The following is a 20,640-nucleotide window of genomic DNA, read 5'->3' as shown; positions in this document are numbered from 1 at the left end:
CGTTTTCCTTTCGGAATCTCAGCCGGTTCATCACCAGCACCGGTAAGTCGGTCAGGCATGAGCTATGCCAATAAGCTCAGTTCATTCGAACTCTCCTTTCTTCTTCGCGCCACAACGGCGCACGCCCTGCGGGTGACGATCCCTATGCCGGCGCCGGGCGTCCTGCGCGCGGGCGGCGGCAGCTGGCTCGCCCTCCCGGGCTCACTGGCGCTGCCTTTGCGGCGCTGCGCCTGGCGGCGCATCACCGCCGCCCGTGCTCGGTCCGACCCGGCGTGCCCACCACAACATAATATTTTCTCTCTCTGTGATGAGGAAGTCTGGCATGCGGGGTTGGCGGGCCGTCAAGGACGCGCGGTCCCCCCAATTTTCACGCACCCTTCCGCCTCCGCTTCGCTCCGCCTCCAGGGCACGAGAAAATCGGCTCCCCCGCGCGCGAGCGTTAACCGGGGTCCGCGACCCTGCGGGCCGCGGCTTCCCGGTTAACGTCCCTGACCGCCCTGACCGCCGCATGCCGGATGAGATTCCTCACCGAGAGAAGGTGAGATTTTCAACTCATGGAGGCTATCATGACCAAGTACAGCAACTTCAACGACATGGGCCGCGCGATCAACGAGCGCCGCGCCGACGAGCACACCACCGAGACCTATCAGGGGGCGTTCATCGAGGCGAGCGAGATGGCGAAGCTTTCCATCGTCAGCGAAGCCGAGAAGCTGGACATGCCCGACCCGGAGCAGGCCGCACACGCCGTCGAGCAGATGCTGGCGACGATGTTCGACGTGTTCCGCGACACTCGCATGGAGGAGTTCGCCGCCGACCTCGCATGGGGCTTCGTCAACAGCTTCCACATGGTGGCCAAGCGCATCGAGGGCCGTGAGGATGACGCCGCCAAGAAACTTGGCGACCTGGTGCGCAGCTACGACCCCTCGGAGATCTACGCGGTGGAGCTCGAAGAGACCCAGCTGCTCTGCCAGACCCTCGAGAATTGCGCCGAGGCGATGCGCTGCATGCGGGACCACGCCGGGAACGTGTATCGCGTCGAGACCGGACGGCCCTTCTCGACCGTCCGCGGCAGCCGGGTGTCGTCCAAGCTGACCGCCTCGATGATCGACGGTGCCGACTATCTGGCGGCGCGCGCGGCAAAGCGTCGGGACGAGCATAACCCGAGCGGCCCGATTGTCGCCTTCTCGGGCGGCATGGAATGGCACGACCACGAGCAGCTCTTCGAACGCCTCGACCAGATCAAGCGTCGCATCCCGTCGATGGTCCTGATGACCACCGCCATGAACAAGGGTGCCGACGCCATCGCAGCGTCGTGGGCGGCCTCGCGCGAGGTCAAGCTGGTGCGCATGTTCCTCGACAAGCGCCACGGCAACCGGGGCGGGTTCCTCCGCAACGACCGCATCGCCTCGCTGCGTCCCGTCGAAGCGATCGTCTGCGAAGGATCGGGCGTCCAGATCGACTTCGCTCGCAAGTTGCGTACCGCCGGCGTACCGCTCCACGTCTTCCGCAAGGACGGACAGGCACCGGTGCAGCCGAGCCAGCGCAGCCGCCGCGCCTGACGCACCCACGGAAGGGCTCCGGGCAACCGGAGTCCTTCCCCTTTTTTACGTCGCCCTGGGCGGCGCTCCGGGGCATCGAGCCCCATCGCGCCGCGTGGGACTGACCTATCGGTCGATCACGCCACGTTGCCCGCTCGGCACGGCTCGCTCGCGGCAGGGCAATGCCGTCGCATTGCCACTGCCAGCTACGCCTCGCCGGTGCCGGGGTCGATACCGACACCCGTCGCATCGCCTCGCTCGCTTTGCGGTCATCGCTGAATGCGATGACCAGCGCGCTACGCCTCGGCCGATACGACTGGCGATCGTCGTTGAACACCAATCGGCACGCCTCGCTTGCTTCACGGCGATCCCTTCGGATCGCCGGTTCGCTACGCATCGCCGTGCCGATCGCGTTGGCTTATCGACCGCGCCGTCTCGCTCGCATCGCGGCCACGCCTGCGCGTGTCACGCTCGCTACGCATCGACCGGCGCGGTTCAACCGGCGTCACGCTTGCGGCATCAGCACGGCTCGCTGGCGGGCGCGGCGATGCCGTCGCATCGCCTGCACTGCCGCTGCGCATCGCGCCGTGCCGATCGCACCCATTGATCGGCCACGCCGTCTCGCTCGCATCGCGGCCACGCCTGCGCGTGTCACGCTCGCTACGCATCGACCGTCGCGGCTCAGCCGGCGTCTCGACTGCGGCATCGGCACGGCTCGCTGGCGGGCGCGGCGATGCCGTCGCATCGCCTGCGCTGCCGCTGCGCATCGCGCCGTGCCGATGCGATCGAGTATGGGCTGACCGGCACGGCTCGCTCGCTTCACGACGATCCCTTCGGATCGCCGGTTCGCTACGCCTCGCTCGTGCCGATCGCACCCGCTTATCGACCGCGCCCGTCTCGCTCGCATCGCGGCCACGCCTGCGCGTGTCGCGCTCGCTACGCATCGACCGGCGCAGTCCGACCAATGCCCGGCTCGCTCGCGGTGCCGCAATGCCTGCGCATTGCGAGCACCAGCTACGCATCGCTCGGGCACCCGGTCCTGCGGACCGACCCATGACCCCGTGAACGGCCATGCCGATCCTGACGGATCGGAAGGGGAGGGGAACCGGAGATGATGGTTCCAATGGGAGACAGACCATGTCGATCACCTTCTTCCTCAGCGTCGATCGCAAAGCCGACGCCGCGCCCGCCGTCATCACCGCCCGCCAGCTTGCCGCGTTCCGCGCCTTCGCCCGCGAACGTGGCCAGCTGCTCGAAGACGAGGATGATGACCCGCTCGTGTCGTGCTCGTTCGAAGCTCGCGTCTGCCCCTGGTCGCTCGCGTCGATCTGCGCGATCTTCGATCACGATGTGGGTGTCATCGCCGTGGTCGAGGAAGCCCAGTTCCGTGGCCTCAACGTGCGCTTCTGGCACGATGACGCGACCCGCACGATCACGATGCGCGTCGCCAGCACCCCGGACGGCGCAGCGGAGATCAATCTCGCGAACGGCAACGCCTTCCACGTCCTCGACGCGCTGCGACTTTCGGACGATAATTGCGGCAGCATGCCCATCGGGCAACTACGCGAAACACTCGGCCAGCCCTATGTTCGCCGCGACCTTGGTCGCCTCGATGGTCGTTACCTCGAACGCTTCGACACCCTCGCTGCTCAGGCCGACACCAGTGAAGGGATACGCATGGTCTGGGGATAGCCTCCCTCCAGTCGCCATCGCGTCGGGGAGCATCGGGCTTCGCCTCGATGCTCCCCATTCTTATGCCTGAATGGACCGAAGCTTCGCCAACTCGGCCCAAGCATTGAAAAGGGGAGCGCCTAACGGCAGCTCCCCTTCTATTTGCATGATGGGCTTGAGCCCGCTTTCGCGCTGACCCGCTTACGCGGTCAGGCGCTTCACGGTCTCGGCGATCCCGAGTTTCTTGATCGCTCCAATGATCGCGCTGAACTGGGCAGGATCGGCCTTCATCAACCCCGACCGTTCCACCTCCTTCAGCAGCTCCGAACGCTCACGATCGGCCAGTTGCTTGCGGCGTTCGTTGAGCCGCTGTTCGTCCGCCTCAAGCTGTGCCCGTTCCTGCTCGATACTCCGTGCCATATGACCTGCCTTTTCTGATCGTGGATCGGCCTCCATTTCCCACGATGCCAGCACCGCTCCACCGGCACAATAGCGACACTCATAATCGCTCGCTGGTCCGGCTTTACCGGACCAGCATGAGGCGACGGACACTGACCTTCGGCCAGGTCCGTCGTCGGGCGGGATTGCTCCGCCCAATACCCTTCGGTCCAGTCCGGTGGTCGCCTGCCTGCGGCGCTTACTCTCCCGGAACCCAGTCCAATGATCGGACATCCAGCCATGATGCCACCACCACCGCGACAGTCCCCAAGGATTTGCACACCGTACGCGGCACGCCGCAGGTTAAGTGTCTGTAATTGCCGGTGTTTGCAGGGGCAAACATGTTTGCCCCTGCAAACGCCTTGGTGGTTCTCCCCTAAGCGCTTGAGAACGCGCGAAAATCCCTGTTTGCAGGGTGAATGCGTTTTCACTCTATACCTCGGGACCAGGCTGTAGTATTTTCCACTCTCCGAAAACCCCACCAGCCACTTTCAAGTGGGTGGTGAATGTCTAACTCGACGATAGCTTTCAGACTTTCGTCTGAAGAGATTGCGGCACTTGATCGTGTAGCCGCGAAACGGTCGTGCTCCCGGTCTGAGGCCGCGCGCACTGCGCTTATGTTCGGTATCCGTTTCGCTGAGGCCGAGCATACTTTCAACATCACCCGTGCGGTCCTCGTTCTCGAGTACATGCAGGCGGCGATCGACGTGATTATCACACGCGATCACGGCGACGTCGTACCCCAGCTTCGCGAAGCCGCGAAGGAGCGCCTGGCGACGTTCCATGCGTAGCGGCGACATCCGGTTCAACGGTCAGGCGGCGACCGTAAAGCACCATTCCGCGCGGGGGCGGATCACCCGCAACTCGGGCAATTTCACCCGCGGTTCGCAGCTTCTCGCCAGTCAGTACAAGATGACCTGGGCGGGCCTCCAGGTGCCCATCTGGATATGGCTGGGGACGTTCATCGTCCTGTTCAATATCTTCGTCTGGCTGGGCCTCGCCGAGCATGAATTCCAGCTCGACCTGATGAAGCTCTATTCCGCCATCTGGACGTGGGTCGGCGGGGACAAATTCCACCTCATCAACCTGACCTTGCCAAACGGCATCGTGACCAAGGTTCCGATCGGCTACGTCCCCTACGAACCCCATGTCGTTCATGCCTGGGCGAAGACGGTCAAGATCTTCCTGACGACACTCGTCATGTCGGCCTTCATCGCAGCACCGATCATCATGTGGTTCATCATGTGGGCAAACAAGCGCGGCAGCGACATGCTCCAGGAACGCCACAACCGCGGCGCCCTGTTGGTCGAGCGTGACGTGCTCGTCAAAACTGTCAGCGGCCACAACCGACGCAAGTTCCGCACCGAGTGCGCCGAACACGATCCGCCGTACGTCCCCGAACTCGTCGCCAAGGCTCCGATCCTCGATCGGATCGACCGGGGCATCCACGTTCCATACACGATCGCCGGCATCCCCTATCCGTGGCGGCTCGAACAGAGCCATACCATGCTCATCGGCACCACCGGCACCGGCAAGACGACCCAGCTGCGCAGCCACGTCTCGCAGCTTCGCGCGCGCGGTCATCGCGCGGTCATCTTTGACCTGACCGGCGTGTTCGTGGAGACGTTCTACAACCCAGAAACCGACGTCATTCTCAACCCTATGGACGAGCGTTGCGCGCCGTGGACGCTGTTCGACGAATGCCGCAACTATGCCGACTTCGTTTCGGCCGCATCGGCCCTCATTCCCTCGCATCCCGACGACAAGGAACCGTTCTGGCAGAACGCCGCGCGGATGCTCTTCATCGAGATGTGCCTGAAGCTTCAAGAGATGGGTGAGGCGAACAACGCCGCGATCGCGCACCACCTGATGCAGGCCGATCTGAAGTCGATCAACGCCAAGCTCGATGACACCATCGCCGCCCCGCTGACGACCGAGAAAGCCGCCCGCATGGCGGAATCGATCCGCTCGGTTCTGAACGTCAACGGACAGGCGCTACGCTTCATGCCGGACCCTGTCCCGGGCGGCCCGCCCGCCTTCTCGATCCGCGACTGGATCGCGACCGACAATCGCGACGGCTCGATCATGTTCATCACCGGCTCGTACAACGACCTCGAGATGACCCGCGGTCTGTTCACGCTGTGGATCGATCTGGCCGTCAACAACCTCATGCGCCTGCCCAAGACCCGTGACCTGCGGACCTGGTATCTGTTTGACGAAGTCCATGCGCTTCACGCGCTTCCTGGTATCGAGCATGGCCTCCAGTCGGCCCGCAACTTCGGCGGTGCGTTCGTCCTTGGGATCCACTCGTTCGACAAGCTGGTCGCGACCTATGGCTTGCAGAACGCGACCGCGCTCACCGGACTTGCGCGCACCAAGCTGATCCTCGCCACCGCCGATCGAACCACAGCCGAAAAGTGCTCCGAGTTCATCGGCAGCCGCGAGGTCCGCCAGATGGATGAGGCCTACAGCTACGGCTACAACAACACCCGCGACGCCTCGACCCTCACGCCTCGCACGGCGATCGAGCCGCTGGTCATCCCCGACGACATCAACAACCTGCCGTCGCTCCACGGCTTCGTGAAGTTTCCCGATGGATTTCCCGCTGCGCGGATCGAACTCAAATACCGCTCCTATGCCGAGGTCGCGCCGGGGGCGGTGCCCCGCAAGAACTTCAAGCCTACCGAATACGTCTCGCCGGAAGACCGGCGTCGTCAGAACACCCGGAACAATGGCGCGGATGAGGGGGGTGAGGGTGGCCGCGAGCATACCCCCACACGGCCTGTGGGGGGCGTGGAGGCGAAGGAAAGGCAAGAGCCGGACCTGACCGCCTCGCAGCCCGAGAAGCCGCGTAGCGAGGCTGAAAAGGCGGCTGCGGCGATGGAGGTCACCGGGTCGCTGCCGGTGGTGATCGATCAGATAACCGGCAAGGGCGTCGCCAGCAGCCCGACCGGCGTCGATGCCGTCCGCGCGTCGGATGCCGCAACGAGGGTCGGGGGCGAACCTTCCAAGCCTGTGACGGGAGGTTCATCCAGTCTGGATGCCCAACTCGGCGGCATGGGCATGTCCCTGATCGAGAACCGTGCGGGTCCGCAGAGCGGGGTGGATCCGACGCGCGGCGAGGCGTCACGCCATGCCCCGGAAAGCCGGTCCGATCGCGGTGATGCCGATCGCCACGAGGACCAGGCGACCCGCGAATTGCGCGATGGGTTTGCGACGCAGCGCGACCCCGATCACCACCATCGTCATCACGGCCCGGATCATTCGCCGGAGATCGATGACGACATGGACATGGGGATGTAGCCGATGCTGTCGGTCGCTTCCGTCAAGTCCGCCTCCGGCGCGGCGCAGTATTTCGCCAAGGACGATTACTACACCGCCGAGCATTCGTCCGAGGCGACCGCCTGGGGCGGGGTGGGCGCGGCCGACCTTGGCCTCAAGGGCGAGGTGACCAAGGAAGACTTCGAGAAGATCCTCAACGGCGAGATGCCCGATGGCGAAAAGGTCGGGCAGGTCGAGGGTCGCAGGCTCGGTGTCGACCTGACCTTCTCGATGCCGAAGTCCGCCAGCGTAATGGCCTATGTCGCTTGCGACACCCGTGTCCTCACCGCGCATATGAACGCCGTAAAGGCGACGATGGGATGGGTCGAGAAGACCTTCGCCGAAGGCCGCACCTACGATCAGTCCAGGTCAGGGGATGCGGTGCGAACCGGCAACCTCGTCTATGCGCTGTTCCAGCACGACACGAGCCGCGCTCTCGATCCGCAGGGCCACATCCACGTCCTTATCGCCAACATGACCAAGATGGCGAACGGGGCATGGCAGGCGCTCCACAACCAGCAGCTCTGGAAGAACAACACCACGATCGGCGCGGCCTATCACGCCCAGTTTCGCGCCGAGCTGGCAAAGATCGGCTACGAAACAAGCGTCACCGGCAAGCACGGCCAGTTCGAGATCGCCGGCGTGCCTAAGGAGGTGATCGACACCTTCAGCCAGCGGCGCGCCGATATCCTGGCGAAAGCCGGCGAGCTCGGTGTCACCTCCGCCGAGGCGTTGCGCAAGGTGACCAACAATACCCGCGACGCCAAGCTGAACGTCGAGGATCGCGATGCCCTGCGCCAGGAATGGCGTGACCGGGCGGCCGCGCTCGGATTCGACGGCAAGGCACTGGTCGATGCCGCGCGCGAGCGTGCTGGCGCCAGCGGCCTCGATGCCCAGCCACGACCGATGGAGCGCCTCGGTGACGTCCTGGCCAATCTCCGCGAAAGCCTGGGCGAGTTATTCCGACCCGCCGATCCGCTCGTCGCCAGCGGCCTCGACCGGCTGCGCATCGCGCCGGTGGATCTGCGCGCCCAGCACGCCGTCGCCTCCGCGATCCGCATCCATGCCCAACGCGAAGCCGCGTTCGCGGTGCCGGACATCACCAGGACCGCGCTCGACCTCGGGCTGAAGGGTGTCACCGCCGCGCATGTCGACGCGCGCGTCTCCGAGCTCATCCGCAACGAGAAGCTGATTCCGGGCAAGGATGACCGGATCGACAGCGTCGTCACCCATGTCACGACGCCCGAGGCGCTCGCGACGGAGCGCGGCATCCTTGCAGAGATCGAGCGCGGCAAGGGGGAGGGGCGGGTGATCGTCTCCGCCGACACCGTTATCGAGCGGATCAACGCCGCATCGGGCGACAAGGAACTCAATGCAGGGCAGATGGCGGCCGCGACGATGGCGCTCACTTCCGCCGATCGCATCGTCGCGGTCCAGGGCGTCTCGGGCGCCGGCAAGTCGACCATGCTGGCGAGCGTCGCGCGCAATGTCGAGCAGGAAGGCGGCAAGGTGGTCGGTCTCGCGCTCATGAAGGCGACCGCCGATCGTCTCGGCGCCGAAGCCGGCATCGAGAGCCGCACCGTGTCCTCGTTCGTCCACAGCTATGCCCGCCACGCGCTCGCTGGGAAGGGCGCGGGCTATGACGGCGCGCGAGACGCGCTCGCCGGCACCACGCTCATCCTCGACGAAGCCTCGATGGTCGGCTCGGAGCAGATGAAGCACCTGGTCGGCATCGCCAATGCGCTCGGCGTCGATCGCTTCCTGATGATCGGCGATCGCCAGCAGATCACCGCGGTCGACGCCGGCAAGGCGTTCGCGCTCGCGCAGGCCGGCGGGATCACGCTGGCGCGGATGGACGAGAATCTGCGCCAGCGCACCGAGCAGCTGCGCACCGTCGCCGCGCTGACCAACCGCGGCGAGGTGCGCGAGGCGATGGCGATGCTCGGCGACAAGGTCACCGCCAACCCCGAGCATGTGAAGGCCGCGGCCGAACACTGGCTGGGCCTAACCCCCGAACAGCGCGAGACCACCGCGATGTTCTCGTCGGGCCGCGTCGCGCGCGCAGAGCTCAACGTGCGCATCCAGGACGGCCTCGCCGCGGAGGGCACGTTGAAAGGGGACGGCGTCGTCACCCCGGTCCTCGACAAGGTCAACGTCACGCGCGAGGAACTCCGCTACGCGCATACCTATAAGCCCGGCCAGGTGATCGACCTGCGCCATGCCATGCGCGAGCTCGGCCTCAGCCCCGGCACCTATGACGTGCTCGGCGTCGACGCGAAGGGGCGCGTTCAGGTCCAGATCGGCAACCGGGTACGGACCTTCGATCCGCAGAAGATATCGCCGGTCGACAAGACCGACGCGATGCAGCTCGCCCAGCGCGAGCAGATCAAGCTGCATGAGGGCGACAAGATCCGCTGGACCCAGAACGACAAGGACCGCGGCCTCAACAACAACGATATCGCCCGCGTCGTCTCGGCCGACCCGTCGGGGATCAAGGTGGAGGCGAGCGACGGCACCCTCCACGAGCTGAAGGCGGGCGATCCGATGATGGAGCGGATCAGCCTCGCCTACGCGCTCAACATGCACGCGGCGCAGGGCATCACCACCGACACCGCGATCGCGGTGATGAGCCACAGGGAATCGAACCTCTCCAACCAGCGGCTGTTCAACGTCACCGTCACGCGCGTCCGCGACGACATCCAGCTGTTCACCGACGACCGCGAGAAGCTGACCGCCGCGATCGAGCGCAACGAGGGCAACAAGACCTCGGCGCTCGAGACCACCGGCGCGCTGTCGATCGACCCCGATCGCGGCGCTGCCGGCGCAGCCACGAAAGCCGGCGCGGGCGAGACGTTCAACCCTTCGCTGCCGCCCGACCTCGATCGCGGACCGGAGAAAGTCGGAGGCGAGCCGAGCGCAGATACAGCCCGCCCCTCGACCGGCGGCAAGATCGACATCCGTACCGATCCCTCGCTCGACCTCTCCCGGTTCAGCGTCCCGGTCGAGCCCAAAGGGCCTGAACTTCCCTACCCCGAAAAGGACATCGGACTGGAGCTATGAGCATGACCACATCACCACCGACCTGGGACCAGGTGATCGCCACCAAGCACTGGCACGCCTGCGACCTCGACACTCATACGCTCACGCAATGCAGCCAGCTCGCGCGGCGCGACGATGCGCTCGACTGGGGCGGCGAAACGCTTGCGATGGCCGCGATTTTCGGCCTGACCTACGTCTTACTCCTGCCGCTCACCCGCGCGCTGCGTGCCCTCCGGGTCCGGTCCGAGCCAGCACGATGAGCCTCGCCGACCGCGACTATATGCACGGGCCTCCCCGCATCGGTCGGACCTCGCGGCTCGACACGCCGCCCTGCGACGCGATCGAGGGAACGGCCGAGTATGGCCATCAGGCCCGCAGGAAGCCCGTGGAGCCACGGTCAACCGCACCACGCATGATCGTCCCGCTGACGCGCCGGTTGCGTCAGGCGGGACTCCTGGCGGCCGCGGTGGCGGCTTTCACCTTCGCCTGGGCGGTCGGATGCGGAATCGTCAGCGCGTCGCTTCACACCGATGGTGGAATTTTCGTTCCGCCCGCAACCCAAGGTACGCCCGGTGGACGGTAGTTTCCCTTTTCGCTTCCGGCGCCAACCCGAGCCGACGCACGCGACCCTCACGATCGCCGAAACCGCGGATCTGACGGAAGCGGCGCTTGAAGCGGTCCGCGCCGGTGACGGGGGCCGGCTCGCGGTATTCGGCGATGGCGACGCGATCGCCGAACTCGCCGACCAGGTCCGCGACCAGCTGATCGACCCCGCGCGCGGCAACTGGGACTTCTTCGCAGACCATCCGAGCGACTATGCACGCTCGTCCGCGATCGAAGCGTTCCTTCCCGACGATCCTGACGTTTGCTCGGGCTACACCTGCGCTTCGCGCTATGTGCTGCTCCGCGCGATCCAGCATGCCGGCGATGAACCTGGTGCGACCCTTTCGGCCGTCCGCGATCTGATACGGGATCTCCCGCCGGAAGCCGTCGCAGAGGCGGCGGGACACGATTCTGGAAACGGTCACGCCCTGCGTTGGGGAATGACCGTGCTGGCCGGCGTGCGACGAGCGACCCACGCTTTCGCCGACCACGACCGGCTGATGCCCAGGATCTCCATCGCGCGCTGGCTGGCAGGATCGGCGTCGACCATCCTGTTCGTACGACGCGAACCTGGACTGACTTCGAGCGAGGTTGTCGCCGTCGAGGCCTCGCTGCGCGATCACGCGATGCTGTCCAGAATGGACGTGTTTCCCCTGGCTCTCCCCTCGCAGTCGATGGAGGTGGTCGATGGGCATCGATGATCGCGACTATATGCGCGATCGCTACCGCAAGCGGCAGGGGCTCGATCCCGGTGCGACGCAATGGAACGATCGCAAGGCACGGGTCGAGCTGAACCGCTTCGGGTTCAGGAAATCGGTGCCGCTGGGGAGCGCGAGCTGGATATCTGGCGGATCGAAAGGGTCGTGGTTCGAAGCCAGGAACAGGGGCCACGATTATCAGCGCGGTCGATGGCGGCCCCGCCCGCGCTTCACGCCGGCCCCTTACTGGCAGGCGCTGGGCGTCGGTGTTGCCATCGCACTGGTCCTTGCGGCCTGGGCCGGGCAGGGCCAGATCAAGCGCGCAACCTCCAGCCTGTTCGCGTCAATCGTGGGGACGAACACCGGTTTTCCGGAATCGGGAACGGTCGCCGTCTCCTCCAGCGTCGACCTGCGAACCGTCAGAAGCCACCTGACCATTCAGGGTGCGGCAGACAATAGCATCGTCCAGCTGCTCGATCCGGCGACGGCGAAGAACCGGCTGTCGGTCTATGTCCGCGCCTTCGAGCGTGTCACCGTGCCAGCCCCGCTCGGCCAATATCGCGTCCGCTTCATCCACGGCCGCGAATGGGCAGATTCTCGGACCTTCTTCGGCAAGGGCACGCTGCACGACGAGGTTGCCGGCGTGATGCTGTTCACGCGACGGGTCGGGCACACGCTCGATCTTCGTCTGGGGGCCGACAGCAATCTCGTGGTCCGGCGCATCGCCGCCAAACCGGCCTCGATCCAGTGACACTGTCCTTCATCCACGCGCGGGGATTTCGCATCGCACCGCCAGGACCGGCCCCCGCGCGCCGGCACGGCGATCAACCGGGACAGGAGACATGAGCAACTGGGATTTCGAGGAAATGGGCGAGTTCGGCTCGGATGCCGACGCAGACCGCTGGGCGAAGCGCAACAACATCGCCCCGCAGGATGTCCGCATTCGCCGCAAGGGGGACGGGGTTGAGCTGGAGGTCCGGCGCTCGGCGCTGGGCGACAGCAGCGCCCGCCACGATGACCGTCGCGACGGCCGACGCAACGGTTTCTTCTGAAAACGGCCAGGGAAGGAGTACACACGATGAAACTGAAGATGATCGCCGCGCTGGGGCTTGCCGCCCTCTCCGTGGCCTTGCCGTCGGCCGCCAGCGCGCAGTCGTCGGCGCCGGTCCTGCTCGCGATGGCGAGCTTCGCCGGAAGTCATGCCGGCACCGATGCCGCGCGCGAGGTCGAGGCGAAGAAGGCGCGCTATCGCGCGCACGCGCTTCACAACGGCAAATGCAAGGACTGCGCGGACTGTCCCGACTGCAAGGACTGTGACGAAGCCGCGAAGAAAGTTGCGGCGGACGAGGAGCGTGCCGGGATCTGCGATCCCGCAGCGCATGCGAAGAAGGCGGGCGCCGGTGCTTGATCGCACCCGCATGCTCGTCGTGACGGCCGCGCTCGCGGCCGTCACACCTTCAATGGCCCACGCCCAGAAGCTGGGGCAGGGCGGCACCGGCGTCGACGAGACGACCGCCGTGCCGCAATGCCAGGTGCCGCTCGGCGTTGCCGCGCTGGTTGAGGAGAAGGCCGCCAACCCGGCCGATGGCCTGTCGCCGCAACTGCAGGCGCTCATGCGCATGGCGGAGATGCAGAACGGCGGTTCGACCGCGCGCGTCGACGCGCTGCCACTGGTCAAGCTGATGATCGCGCGATCCAATTGCTTCCGCGTCGCCGATCGCGGCGAGGCGTTCAGCGCGCTCGAACGCGAACGCGCGATCAATGGCGGGACTGCCACAACCCGGCCTGTCACCAAGGCGGATTATCTGATCGAGGTGAAGGTGGTCTATTCCGACGCCAAGTCGCGTGAGAGCGGGGGCGGGGTCGGCGGTGTGTTCGGCGGGGCGGTCGGGCTCAAGTCGAAGACACTCGAAAGCCAGGTGCTGATGACGCTGGTCGACGTGAACACCGGCATCCAGGAAGCGGTCGCCAGCGGGTCGGCGCGCAAGAAGGATATCGGCGTCGTGGGCGGTGGGCTGTTGCTCGGCCTTGGCGTGGGTGCGCTCGGTGGAAGCTACGCCTCGACCGACATCGGCAAGATCACCACGCTGGCGACGCTCGATGCGTTCCGCAAGCTGATCGAGGATGCACGGCCACGGCTCGAGGCGAGGCTGGTGCCGGCCAAGCCGCCCGCAATGGTGCCTCCCGCCTCCGCGCCGCTACCGGCGCAGGCGGTTCAACCGCTGCCGCAGCCAAATCCGGGAACGCCGAAACGATGATCCGCAAGAAATCGACCCGCGCGGCCGAGATCGCATTTGCCGACGAAGTGATGGCGTCCGACGAGTTCGCGGCTCTCCCCGAGCGCGTGCGATCGACGGTGCGGAACCATCGCCAGGGGATGCGGGGCGAGCGCGAGACCGCCTATATGCTCGATCACCAATTCGGGCCTGACAACGACCGCAACCTGCTTATCCACGATCTGCGCCTGCCGGACGGGCAGGGCGGGTTCGCGCAGTTCGATCATATCCTGCTGTCGCGGGCGTCGCGCACCGCCTCGATCTTCGAATCCAAGAACTACTCTGGCCGGATCTCGAAGAACGAGCATGGCGAATGGATGGTCTGGTATCGCTCGCAACGTCAGCCGCAGAACATCCCCAATCCGGTCGAACAGGCCAAACGACAACGCAAGGTGCTGCAGGCGTGGCTGAAGCGAAAAGGGCATGACAGGGCGTTCGCGGAGGTCGGCGTATTCGTGTCCGTTCCGCCCACCGCGATGATCGACCGTTCCAAAATCGGCAGCGACGAGCCGATCTACAAATGCGACAACCTTTACAAAGCCTGGGTGCCGTTCGGCGGGTCATCGCCCCTGGGACGAATGTTTTCGACCGGCGTCACCGCCGCGCAGATGGTCGAGATCGCCGACCAGCTCATCGCCGACCATGTCCAGGAGGGCGATATCTATACCCGCCTCGGCATCGTTCCTGACAGCACGGACGCCGCCGATACGTCTCATACCGGCGACCCGTCTGGGCCGATCAACATGCCCATCGTCCAGGCCGCGTCTGTGCCGGAATTGCCGCCGTACGTCGAGGCAGAGCCTGTCACTGTTCATCCGGCGCAAAGTCCCTCCACATCGGTAGCGGTTGAATGCACCGTTTTGGAGGTATCGCCCCCTGCCAAGGCGGTTCCCGTCAAGGCGGGCGCACCTATCGAGGTATGCGCCGGGATCGTCGAGCGGACACTGCCAGATGGCCGCATCGCATTCAGGGCCGCGCGCGACGATGAGATCGGCAGGGAGGTTCTTTCCGCGTTGTGCAAGGGCAAGGCGATCTGGAACCCGAGATTCTCCAACTGGATCTGCGTGCCCGACGTCGCCGACGTGATCCGGGCTGCACTTCCCGATGCGATCAGGGTCGGCCACGTCGCATGAATATGATCAGCCTGCCCCGGCCCGAATGCCCGTATTGCCATGAGGCGATGCGCCGCTGGCCGCTGGGGCAGCACATGCTGGTCTGCGACACCTGCCGCCGTCCGATCGTGCGCTACCTCGCTGCGCCCTCGCGTCGGATCTTTCGGCTGCGCCCGCTCTACAGCGTCATCAACGCCATCGCGCTGTTCATTCTGGTCGCGACCTTTCTCGCCATCGTGATCGCCCGCGCCGACATCCGGCATATCATGCTGGCCGTCGCGATCCCCATCGCGATGTTCGGCGCGAGCGATATCGGCGATGGCTGGCTGTCCTGGCGTACCTCGCTCGATCGAGGGTGGAACCACCTTCGCAAGGGTCGCAAGGCGCGGCTGATCGGGCTGGCACGCGCAGCGTTCGGCATCGCCGGCTGTGCTGTCGCCATCTTCGGGCTACTTGCCTACGGCGACATGACCACTCCACGAAAACCGCTTGCCCATCAGGCTGGTCGGCCATGATTCCCTTCTGCCTGATCCTGGGCGACAGCACCGCGGTCGGCACGGCGCAGGCATTGGCAGCACAGGGCATACGCTGCGAGGTTCATGCGCGCGTGGGTGCCGGTTCGGCCGAGATCGAGCGGCGGGTGAGGGGCGCTTCGGCCGCCACCGTCGCCCTCATCGCACTCGGGTCGAACGATGCCGCCAGTCCGGCGCTCCCAACCAACCTTCTTGCGCTCAGGCGGCGAACCACCGCCGTCAAGGTGGCCTGGCTTGCCCCCTACGACCTGCGCGCGTCATCCATTGTCACGTCGATCGCGGCACGTTTCGGCGACACCGTCATCCCGCTGCGGGCGCAACCGAGCCGGGATGGCATCCATCCGGTCAGCTATCGCCCCGTCGCCAAGTCGCTGCGGTGGGGGGCGGTCGCCCCCTTCAGAGCCGGCGTAGCGCCGGCGCCGATCGCGCGCGCGACCGTGCTGGTGATGAGCAGCCCACTCGGGTCGTGATCGCCATCTTCATGCCGCGAGCATCGGTCGCCGGAACCGAACGGCTCGACTCAATCCCGCTGGAACAAATCCGGCCCATATGACAGGCTGAACGTCATGGACCATCGCATCACCCACACCTGCGGCCATGAGCAAACCCATTTCATTGCCGGGTTCGCGTCGCAGCAGGAGCGCAAGGCCACCTGGCTGCGCACGACGGTCTGCGGCGCGTGCTACCGCAAGCAGCGCCAGGAAGAGAACGAGCGCGACGCCGCGGCCTCGCAACAAGCCGTTGCCCATCTGTCGCTGGCGCCGCTCAACGGCTCGGAACGACAGGTCAGCTGGGCAACGACCATTCGCGCGAAACGGATCGCCTTGCTGCGCAAGGATCAACCTCTCGATAGCGTCGAAACCGGCGCGGCGCTGCTCGGCATCGCGGACGCCAAATGGTGGATCGACAACCGCGACGCGACCGACGCGCAGTTGCTCGCCTCGGCAGGGGTGGCTCAGGCTCCCGGCTGAACCGGCGTCGTCACCGCATTCTTCAGCGGCGCGGGCTTCTTGCCGTCAGGCAGCGTCCTGCGGAGGTGCTCGTGGACGATCGCAGCCGAGAAGGGCTTCGGGATGAACGTCGCCTTCTCGGGCATGTCACCCGGATTGGGACGGATATTGCCGCTGGCGATCACGATCTCGATCCAGGGCCAGTGCTGTGCGACATGACGCGCCAGCGCAAAGCCGTTGATCGATCCCGGCATCTCGACATCGGAGAACAGCAGGATGGTGTTGTCGGCCTGCTCCTCCAGCAGCACGATCGCGGTATCGCCGTCCATCGCCTCATGACAGCGAAAGCCGGCGTCCTCCAGGATCAGCGTCATGTCCATCAGGATGATCGGGACGTCATCGACCGCGAGCGCGAAAGGTACGGTCGAAGTGTTCATCACCTCTACAACCGCCTGTATCTGTAGGCGCTTGCAATCGTAACTGGCGCAGTAGATGTCGATCATCGCGGACATCATCCTGGCCAACTCGCGTGTGGTCGGCGCATTTTCCCACCGGCTCATCGTTGGTTGGCTGGCCAGCCCCGCGCCCGATCCCGGCAGCTTGCCCAGCGCCAGGCGGAAGCCCGGATCGTCACGCAGAGCGTCGAGATCATCGGCGTCCTCGTAGCCGCACGCGATCGCGAACACGCGGGCACGCAGTATGTCATCAAGGCGATGGATCACCCGCGCAGGATCGCGCGGATCGGCAATGCAAGCCGCAAGCCGCCGGCAAAGCCCCATCGCGCGCTCGGCCTGTGCCAGCAGCAGAACACCGCCATCCGAGGTGAGCCGACCTCCGTCGAACGCGGCTGTGATCTTCTTGCGCCCGATCGCTGGAAACGAAAATCCCGGCGCGCTATCATCGCTCCCGGCGGGTGTGGTCCGTGGCATAAATTGCCTCGCTGCAGGAATGGCCTAGACACCCATTTTCCTACATCAAAGCAATCGCTTAAACCACTCCCGCCAACCCTTCTGACCGAACCCGATGAATAAGCCGGGCTAGAGGCGGCCGAGTGATGAAACGGCATCGCTCCACCTTTCGCCGTCAATGGTCGTGGCCGATCGCCCTCGCGGCGCTGACCCTGTTCGGCTTGCTCTCGGCGCTGTTCGGCGAAGGCGGCATCTGGTGGTGCCTGTCGTGGGCGGCGCTGGCGATCCCGCTGCTGGTGATCGCGCGCCACGTCCTGCGACCGACAGGGAGGCCGCAACATGCTCGCCACCATGCGCCCTGACGGCGACGACGCGCGCCAGGCGCGCGACGATGCCGAAACGCTGCCGATCGTGCTGCCGCTCCCGGTCGAGCGGCATCCCTATGCCCCGCCGCCCGAACACAAGATATTCGGCTTTCTCGGCACATGCCTGGTCTTTGCCGTGGCCTTCGCCGGCCTGCTCCTGACGTTCGAGCATCATTTCAACCCGCCGCCGCCCTCGGCGCCGCTGGTGGTGAGCCTGCTTCCGCTCGCCTCGCCGCCCGAGACGCCGCCCAAACCGAAAGAGGCGCCCAAGCCGGTCGAGAAGCACCAGCGCCAGCCCACGCCGCAAAAGGTCGTGCCGGTCGAGCGTCCGATCATCCCGGTCCCGACGATCGCGCCGCCCCCACCCGCGCCAGCGGTGAAGCCCGTCGATCCGACGCCCCCGCAACCGGAAACCGCCGCGCCCAAGACGGCGCCGGCGCCCCCCGCGCCGCAGGTATCGAGCAACGCGCCCGATACGTGGGAGGGCCGCGTTCTCGCCCGCTTGCAGAAATACCAGCGCTATCCCGGCGCGGCGAAGAGCGCCCGCCAGCAAGGCGTCGCCTATATCCGGTTCCGGATGAACCGCGACGGCCATGTGCTATCCTCGTCGCTGGTGCGGAGTTCCGGCTTCCCGGCGCTCGATCAGGCCGCGCTCGACACGCTGCGCCGCGCTGATCCGCTCCCCAAGATTCCGCCCGAACGGCCCGACGAAATCGAGCTGGTAGTGCCTGTGGAGTTCCTATTACGTTGAGCGCGCCCTTCTCCCCGATCGCGCTGCGTCGCCGCCCCGCGCTCGAACGCCGCGCCCTCGCCATGCTGCGCGGCGACGAACAGCATTTCCATGCCGATGAAGATGCCCGCGCCTCGGAGCCGTCGCGCCAGGCCGCGAAGTCGCAAGCGCTGTTCTTCGCCGAGCTGCGCCGCGTGGCGGCCCGCCACGGCATCACCGTGCTGCCGCCCGGTTCCCGCCTCGTCGGCGAGGGCGAAATGCTGCTGCTGACGTGGCTCGCGCAGGAACAGCGTATCACCAGCCACGGCCGCGCCATCCCGGCCGATCCGCTGCTGATCGCGGCCGTCGCCCGCTGCGCAGGCCTGCTCGATGCGCTCGGCATCCATCTCGGCCCGAATACCCTCTATGGGGCGCGGCTGCGCGGAAATCACGCGAGCGGGGCCGGGTCCGCCCTATAGCGGCCGATAGGCGACGCCGATCCGGTTCTCGGCCGAGTTGCGCCGGCGCAAGGTCGCGGCGATATGGCGCTCGGCCGCCTCGCGATCGGCGAAGGCGTGGGAACGGGCCTGACCGCGCGCGCCGATCCGGCCCCAGCGGGTTTCCACCAAGATCATGCCGAACAGGTCGAGGCTCGCGGTGATGCTGTAGCCGCGCCGGACGTTGCGGGCCGGGTCAAGCGCCACCAGCTCGATCGGATCACAAAGCGGGAGAGCTGCGCCATTCATGGCGCAAAGCCTACAAAATCAGGCCCGCGAAGTCCGGCGACATTCCTGAATCAGTGCGGGGGCGGTGATTCACAAAAGCGATCAGCGCGCCCGTGGTGCAGATTTCGATACACCGTGTTCAGCCGTTGAACACCGCCCGATCGGCTTGCCCATGACCGAGATGGCGAAGCCTGCTAGAAGATCGATGAAGCTGCGCGAACGGAGGGCGGCACATGGTTCAGGGCATCGTCATCGTCGCCATCCTGGCCGGCGCCGTTTGGTTCCTGATCCGGCATTTCAAGCGCGGCTGCTGCGACTGAGGTTCGGCCTCGCTATTGGGCGGCCTTCAGCTCCGTCGTACAATACACCGGATTCTTGGCCTTGGCCGCCCTCCATTCGTCATCAGCGCAACTGGCTGTCCTTGCTGCCCCGGCGATTGATGCCGGTGAAGGTGGGGCGCTTATCGCGTTCGCTTTGACAGGCGACACAGGTTCTTACGCCGGGTATGGCCGTGCGGCGTTTCGCGGGGATTTCGTCGCCGCACACCTCGCAGTCGGTGCTACCCTCGCCGGAAGGCAGACGCGATCGGGCGGCGAAAACCGCGTCCATGATCGTTGCATCAATCTGGTCCTGCACCGCACTATCGGGTGCCCATCCATTTGCCATCGCCGCAAGCTCCTCGATTTTGACCTTGGGGGTCAGATAGTCGGGGGCGCATGGGCCAAGCACGCGACTATCCAGCACAGCACCCGAATATAGGGTACTCCCTGCCAGTATCAAGGAGTGCGCAAATTTAGCTCAGGACGGATTTATGGGGTTCCAGTGGAGCGGGTAGATCTTCTTCGCCAAGCAGCGACAACATATCCCGCTCGATTGTCCGCTTCATCGCATAAAGCGGCAGACAGTTGGGCTCGACGCCGAACGGGTCTTCCAGCTCGTGTCCCAGCGCGTCGAGGCCGAAAAAGGTATAGGCGGTAAGGAGCACCGGCAGGAGCGTCCACCAGTCGAGTGATCCTGCGAGCGCGAAGGGAAGCATCACGCAAAAGATAATTGCGGTGCGATGAAGCAGCAGAGAATATGCGAACGGCACGGGCGTCGTGGATATCCGCTCGCAAGCGCCCTGAACCTTGCCGAAGGATCGCATGTCTTCTGCCACGACGGCATAGTGAATCGGCGTAATGACGCCAGTCTGCTTCAGGTGGAGCAGCCTACGCCCCATACGATCGAGCACGAGGTTGGTGACGTTCGGGCTCTTTGTCGCCGGGCCGATTTCGACCCACGGCGCAATAGCGGCGATTTCGTCCTCGCCGCGAAGGCGTGCGGTGAGGCCGCAGGCAAAGCCACATATGCTGTGGAGCAACGCTCGCCGATCCTCGTCAGGGAGAAGCGATGTCTCGCGCGCGAACGAACGGGCCGAGATAATCAGCTCGCCCCATAGCTGCCGCCCCTCCCACCATCGCGCATAGCAGGCATTGTTGCGAAAGCTCATGAAGATCGAGAGCGCGATGCCGATCAGGGTGAAAGGGATCGTCGAGATACGCGCGAAAATGCCGGGATGGGCTTGGGCGGCCAGGATGGCGATCACACTGACGATCGCTATCGCCGCCAGCCTCCGCGCGATGCGCGGCAAGATCGAGCCATGCACGGTGAAAATGATATCTTGGAAGCTCGGTTGCGATCGAACGATCATGGTCCGTGGAATGTCCTTCGCCTGTTTGCCGGCATTTCCCTCGGCAGCTCGTCGAAACGAGCTG

23 protein-coding genes and 1 pseudogene are annotated in these 20,640 nt (G+C 65.5%); 18 read left to right on the top strand and 6 right to left on the bottom strand.

The window, feature by feature from the left end; all coding sequences use genetic code 11:
* The first annotated feature begins 566 nt into the window (after positions 1-566).
* Both CA237_RS11230 and CA237_RS11225 read left to right on the top strand, forming a co-directional pair.
* Complete coding sequence (locus CA237_RS11230; RefSeq protein ID WP_037494485.1) at positions 567-1,559, top strand: SLOG family protein; 993 nt, start codon at positions 567-569, stop codon at positions 1,557-1,559.
* 1,116 nt (positions 1,560-2,675) lie between these two features.
* Positions 2,676-3,230, top strand: coding sequence for a hypothetical protein (locus CA237_RS11225; RefSeq protein WP_010409130.1), 555 nt, complete (start codon positions 2,676-2,678; stop codon positions 3,228-3,230).
* A gap of 180 nt (positions 3,231-3,410) precedes the next feature.
* On the opposite strand, the gene CA237_RS11220 is transcribed toward CA237_RS11225, so the two are convergent.
* Positions 3,411-3,629: a hypothetical protein gene (locus tag CA237_RS11220; protein WP_010409132.1), complete on the bottom strand. Its 219-nt coding sequence runs from the start codon at positions 3,627-3,629 to the stop codon at positions 3,411-3,413.
* A gap of 635 nt (positions 3,630-4,264) precedes the next feature.
* Here CA237_RS11220 and CA237_RS19680 point away from each other — a divergent pair.
* The 13 genes from CA237_RS19680 (at position 4,265) to CA237_RS11160 (ending at position 16,200) form a co-directional block, all read left to right on the top strand.
* Positions 4,265-4,438: a hypothetical protein gene (locus tag CA237_RS19680; RefSeq protein WP_154651477.1), complete on the top strand. Its 174-nt coding sequence runs from the start codon at positions 4,265-4,267 to the stop codon at positions 4,436-4,438.
* A 409-nt stretch (positions 4,439-4,847) separates the two neighbouring features.
* Positions 4,848-6,950: a type IV secretion system DNA-binding domain-containing protein gene (locus CA237_RS11215; protein ID WP_241215473.1), complete on the top strand. Its 2,103-nt coding sequence runs from the start codon at positions 4,848-4,850 to the stop codon at positions 6,948-6,950.
* 3 nt (positions 6,951-6,953) lie between these two features.
* Positions 6,954-10,028 carry a MobF family relaxase gene (gene mobF / locus CA237_RS11210; RefSeq protein ID WP_010409137.1) on the top strand — a complete coding sequence of 1,025 codons (3,075 nt, stop codon included), beginning with the start codon at positions 6,954-6,956 and terminating at the stop codon, positions 10,026-10,028.
* On the top strand, positions 10,025-10,267 hold the full coding sequence (locus CA237_RS11205; protein WP_010409139.1) for a hypothetical protein: 243 nt from the start codon (positions 10,025-10,027) through the stop codon (positions 10,265-10,267). Before mobF ends, CA237_RS11205 begins: the two co-directional genes overlap by 4 nt.
* Before the next feature lie 312 nt (positions 10,268-10,579).
* Positions 10,580-11,311, top strand: a complete 732-nt coding sequence (locus CA237_RS11200; RefSeq protein ID WP_010409143.1) for a hypothetical protein — start codon at positions 10,580-10,582, stop codon at positions 11,309-11,311.
* Positions 11,298-12,059, top strand: coding sequence for a hypothetical protein (locus tag CA237_RS11195; RefSeq protein ID WP_010409145.1), 762 nt, complete (start codon positions 11,298-11,300; stop codon positions 12,057-12,059). The genes CA237_RS11200 and CA237_RS11195 overlap by 14 nt, the downstream gene beginning before the upstream one ends.
* A 91-nt stretch (positions 12,060-12,150) precedes the next feature.
* A complete protein-coding gene (locus tag CA237_RS11190) occupies positions 12,151-12,360 on the top strand; it encodes a hypothetical protein (protein ID WP_010409146.1) in 210 nt (69 codons plus the stop codon).
* 26 nt (positions 12,361-12,386) lie between these two features.
* Entirely contained in the window at positions 12,387-12,716 is a 330-nt protein-coding gene (locus CA237_RS11185; RefSeq protein WP_010409148.1) for a hypothetical protein, read from the top strand.
* Complete coding sequence (locus CA237_RS11180) at positions 12,709-13,566, top strand: CsgG/HfaB family protein (RefSeq protein ID WP_010409149.1); 858 nt, start codon at positions 12,709-12,711, stop codon at positions 13,564-13,566. The genes CA237_RS11185 and CA237_RS11180 overlap by 8 nt, the downstream gene beginning before the upstream one ends.
* Positions 13,563-14,717 (top strand): nuclease-related domain-containing protein, encoded by a 1,155-nt coding sequence (locus CA237_RS11175; RefSeq protein WP_010409151.1) that lies wholly within the window; start codon positions 13,563-13,565, stop codon positions 14,715-14,717. The genes CA237_RS11180 and CA237_RS11175 overlap by 4 nt, the downstream gene beginning before the upstream one ends.
* The gene (locus tag CA237_RS11170; RefSeq protein WP_010409153.1) at positions 14,714-15,211 is read left to right on the top strand and encodes a hypothetical protein; all 498 of its coding nucleotides are present in this window, start codon (positions 14,714-14,716) and stop codon (positions 15,209-15,211) included. Before CA237_RS11175 ends, CA237_RS11170 begins: the two co-directional genes overlap by 4 nt.
* Positions 15,208-15,699: a hypothetical protein gene (locus tag CA237_RS11165; protein WP_010409155.1), complete on the top strand. Its 492-nt coding sequence runs from the start codon at positions 15,208-15,210 to the stop codon at positions 15,697-15,699. Before CA237_RS11170 ends, CA237_RS11165 begins: the two co-directional genes overlap by 4 nt.
* Positions 15,700-15,795: 96 nt before the next feature.
* Positions 15,796-16,200, top strand: coding sequence for a hypothetical protein (locus tag CA237_RS11160; RefSeq protein ID WP_010409157.1), 405 nt, complete (start codon positions 15,796-15,798; stop codon positions 16,198-16,200).
* Here CA237_RS11160 and CA237_RS11155 read toward each other — a convergent pair.
* Both CA237_RS11155 and CA237_RS11150 read right to left on the bottom strand, forming a co-directional pair.
* Positions 16,185-16,616: a response regulator gene (locus CA237_RS11155; RefSeq protein ID WP_010409159.1), complete on the bottom strand. Its 432-nt coding sequence runs from the start codon at positions 16,614-16,616 to the stop codon at positions 16,185-16,187. The two genes, CA237_RS11160 and CA237_RS11155, sit on opposite strands and share 16 nt — an antisense overlap.
* A 39-nt stretch (positions 16,617-16,655) precedes the next feature.
* Positions 16,656-17,108 (bottom strand): annotated as a pseudogene (locus CA237_RS11150) (transposase); the annotation flags it as partial.
* Between the two features lie 125 nt (positions 17,109-17,233).
* Here CA237_RS11150 and CA237_RS11145 point away from each other — a divergent pair.
* Genes CA237_RS11145 through CA237_RS11135 form a run of 3 tightly spaced genes read left to right on the top strand, consistent with a single transcriptional unit; the run spans position 17,234 to position 18,640 of the window.
* Positions 17,234-17,449 (top strand): hypothetical protein, encoded by a 216-nt coding sequence (locus CA237_RS11145; protein ID WP_062126525.1) that lies wholly within the window; start codon positions 17,234-17,236, stop codon positions 17,447-17,449.
* Complete coding sequence (locus CA237_RS11140) at positions 17,427-18,203, top strand: energy transducer TonB (RefSeq protein ID WP_063113157.1); 777 nt, start codon at positions 17,427-17,429, stop codon at positions 18,201-18,203. The genes CA237_RS11145 and CA237_RS11140 overlap by 23 nt, the downstream gene beginning before the upstream one ends.
* The gene (locus CA237_RS11135; protein WP_062126531.1) at positions 18,200-18,640 is read left to right on the top strand and encodes a hypothetical protein; all 441 of its coding nucleotides are present in this window, start codon (positions 18,200-18,202) and stop codon (positions 18,638-18,640) included. The genes CA237_RS11140 and CA237_RS11135 overlap by 4 nt, the downstream gene beginning before the upstream one ends.
* Here the strand turns inward: CA237_RS11135 and CA237_RS11130 are convergent.
* From CA237_RS11130 to CA237_RS11120, 3 genes are all read right to left on the bottom strand, one after another.
* Positions 18,635-18,865, bottom strand: coding sequence for a WGR domain-containing protein (locus CA237_RS11130; protein WP_205499247.1), 231 nt, complete (start codon positions 18,863-18,865; stop codon positions 18,635-18,637). The genes CA237_RS11135 and CA237_RS11130 overlap by 6 nt on opposite strands.
* Positions 18,866-19,288: 423 nt before the next feature.
* Positions 19,289-19,552 (bottom strand): DksA/TraR family C4-type zinc finger protein, encoded by a 264-nt coding sequence (locus tag CA237_RS11125; protein ID WP_024310576.1) that lies wholly within the window; start codon positions 19,550-19,552, stop codon positions 19,289-19,291.
* A 127-nt stretch (positions 19,553-19,679) separates the two neighbouring features.
* Positions 19,680-20,576 (bottom strand): bestrophin family protein, encoded by an 897-nt coding sequence (locus CA237_RS11120; RefSeq protein WP_062126538.1) that lies wholly within the window; start codon positions 20,574-20,576, stop codon positions 19,680-19,682.
* Positions 20,577-20,640: the final 64 nt, after the last annotated feature.

Origin of the sequence: Sphingomonas sp. ABOLH (assembly GCF_003951715.1) — a bacterium.
Lineage (GTDB): Bacteria > Pseudomonadota > Alphaproteobacteria > Sphingomonadales > Sphingomonadaceae > Sphingomonas > Sphingomonas hankookensis_A.
This window is presented reverse-complemented; position numbering and strand designations above follow the sequence as displayed.

Bases quoted from the DNA above. Each gene is read 5' to 3' on its own strand.
- CA237_RS19680 (WP_154651477.1), top strand. From the start codon at position 4,265: ATGTTCGGTATCCGTTTCGCTGAGGCCGAGCATACTTTCAACATCACC.
- CA237_RS11185 (WP_010409148.1), top strand. From the start codon at position 12,387: ATGAAACTGAAGATGATCGCCGCGCTGGGGCTTGCCGCCCTCTCCGTG.
- CA237_RS11225 (WP_010409130.1), top strand. From the start codon at position 2,676: ATGTCGATCACCTTCTTCCTCAGCGTCGATCGCAAAGCCGACGCCGCG.
- CA237_RS11120 (WP_062126538.1), bottom strand. From the start codon at position 20,576: ATGATCGTTCGATCGCAACCGAGCTTCCAAGATATCATTTTCACCGTG.
- CA237_RS11170 (WP_010409153.1), top strand. From the start codon at position 14,714: ATGAATATGATCAGCCTGCCCCGGCCCGAATGCCCGTATTGCCATGAG.
- CA237_RS11205 (WP_010409139.1), top strand. From the start codon at position 10,025: ATGAGCATGACCACATCACCACCGACCTGGGACCAGGTGATCGCCACC.
- mobF (WP_010409137.1), top strand. From the start codon at position 6,954: ATGCTGTCGGTCGCTTCCGTCAAGTCCGCCTCCGGCGCGGCGCAGTAT.
- CA237_RS11160 (WP_010409157.1), top strand. From the start codon at position 15,796: ATGGACCATCGCATCACCCACACCTGCGGCCATGAGCAAACCCATTTC.
- CA237_RS11190 (WP_010409146.1), top strand. From the start codon at position 12,151: ATGAGCAACTGGGATTTCGAGGAAATGGGCGAGTTCGGCTCGGATGCC.
- CA237_RS11195 (WP_010409145.1), top strand. From the start codon at position 11,298: ATGGGCATCGATGATCGCGACTATATGCGCGATCGCTACCGCAAGCGG.
- CA237_RS11220 (WP_010409132.1), bottom strand. From the start codon at position 3,629: ATGGCACGGAGTATCGAGCAGGAACGGGCACAGCTTGAGGCGGACGAA.
- CA237_RS11215 (WP_241215473.1), top strand. From the start codon at position 4,848: ATGTCGGCCTTCATCGCAGCACCGATCATCATGTGGTTCATCATGTGG.
- CA237_RS11125 (WP_024310576.1), bottom strand. From the start codon at position 19,552: ATGGCAAATGGATGGGCACCCGATAGTGCGGTGCAGGACCAGATTGAT.
- CA237_RS11145 (WP_062126525.1), top strand. From the start codon at position 17,234: ATGAAACGGCATCGCTCCACCTTTCGCCGTCAATGGTCGTGGCCGATC.
- CA237_RS11140 (WP_063113157.1), top strand. From the start codon at position 17,427: ATGCTCGCCACCATGCGCCCTGACGGCGACGACGCGCGCCAGGCGCGC.
- CA237_RS11230 (WP_037494485.1), top strand. From the start codon at position 567: ATGACCAAGTACAGCAACTTCAACGACATGGGCCGCGCGATCAACGAG.
- CA237_RS11175 (WP_010409151.1), top strand. From the start codon at position 13,563: ATGATCCGCAAGAAATCGACCCGCGCGGCCGAGATCGCATTTGCCGAC.
- CA237_RS11165 (WP_010409155.1), top strand. From the start codon at position 15,208: ATGATTCCCTTCTGCCTGATCCTGGGCGACAGCACCGCGGTCGGCACG.
- CA237_RS11155 (WP_010409159.1), bottom strand. From the start codon at position 16,616: ATGAACACTTCGACCGTACCTTTCGCGCTCGCGGTCGATGACGTCCCG.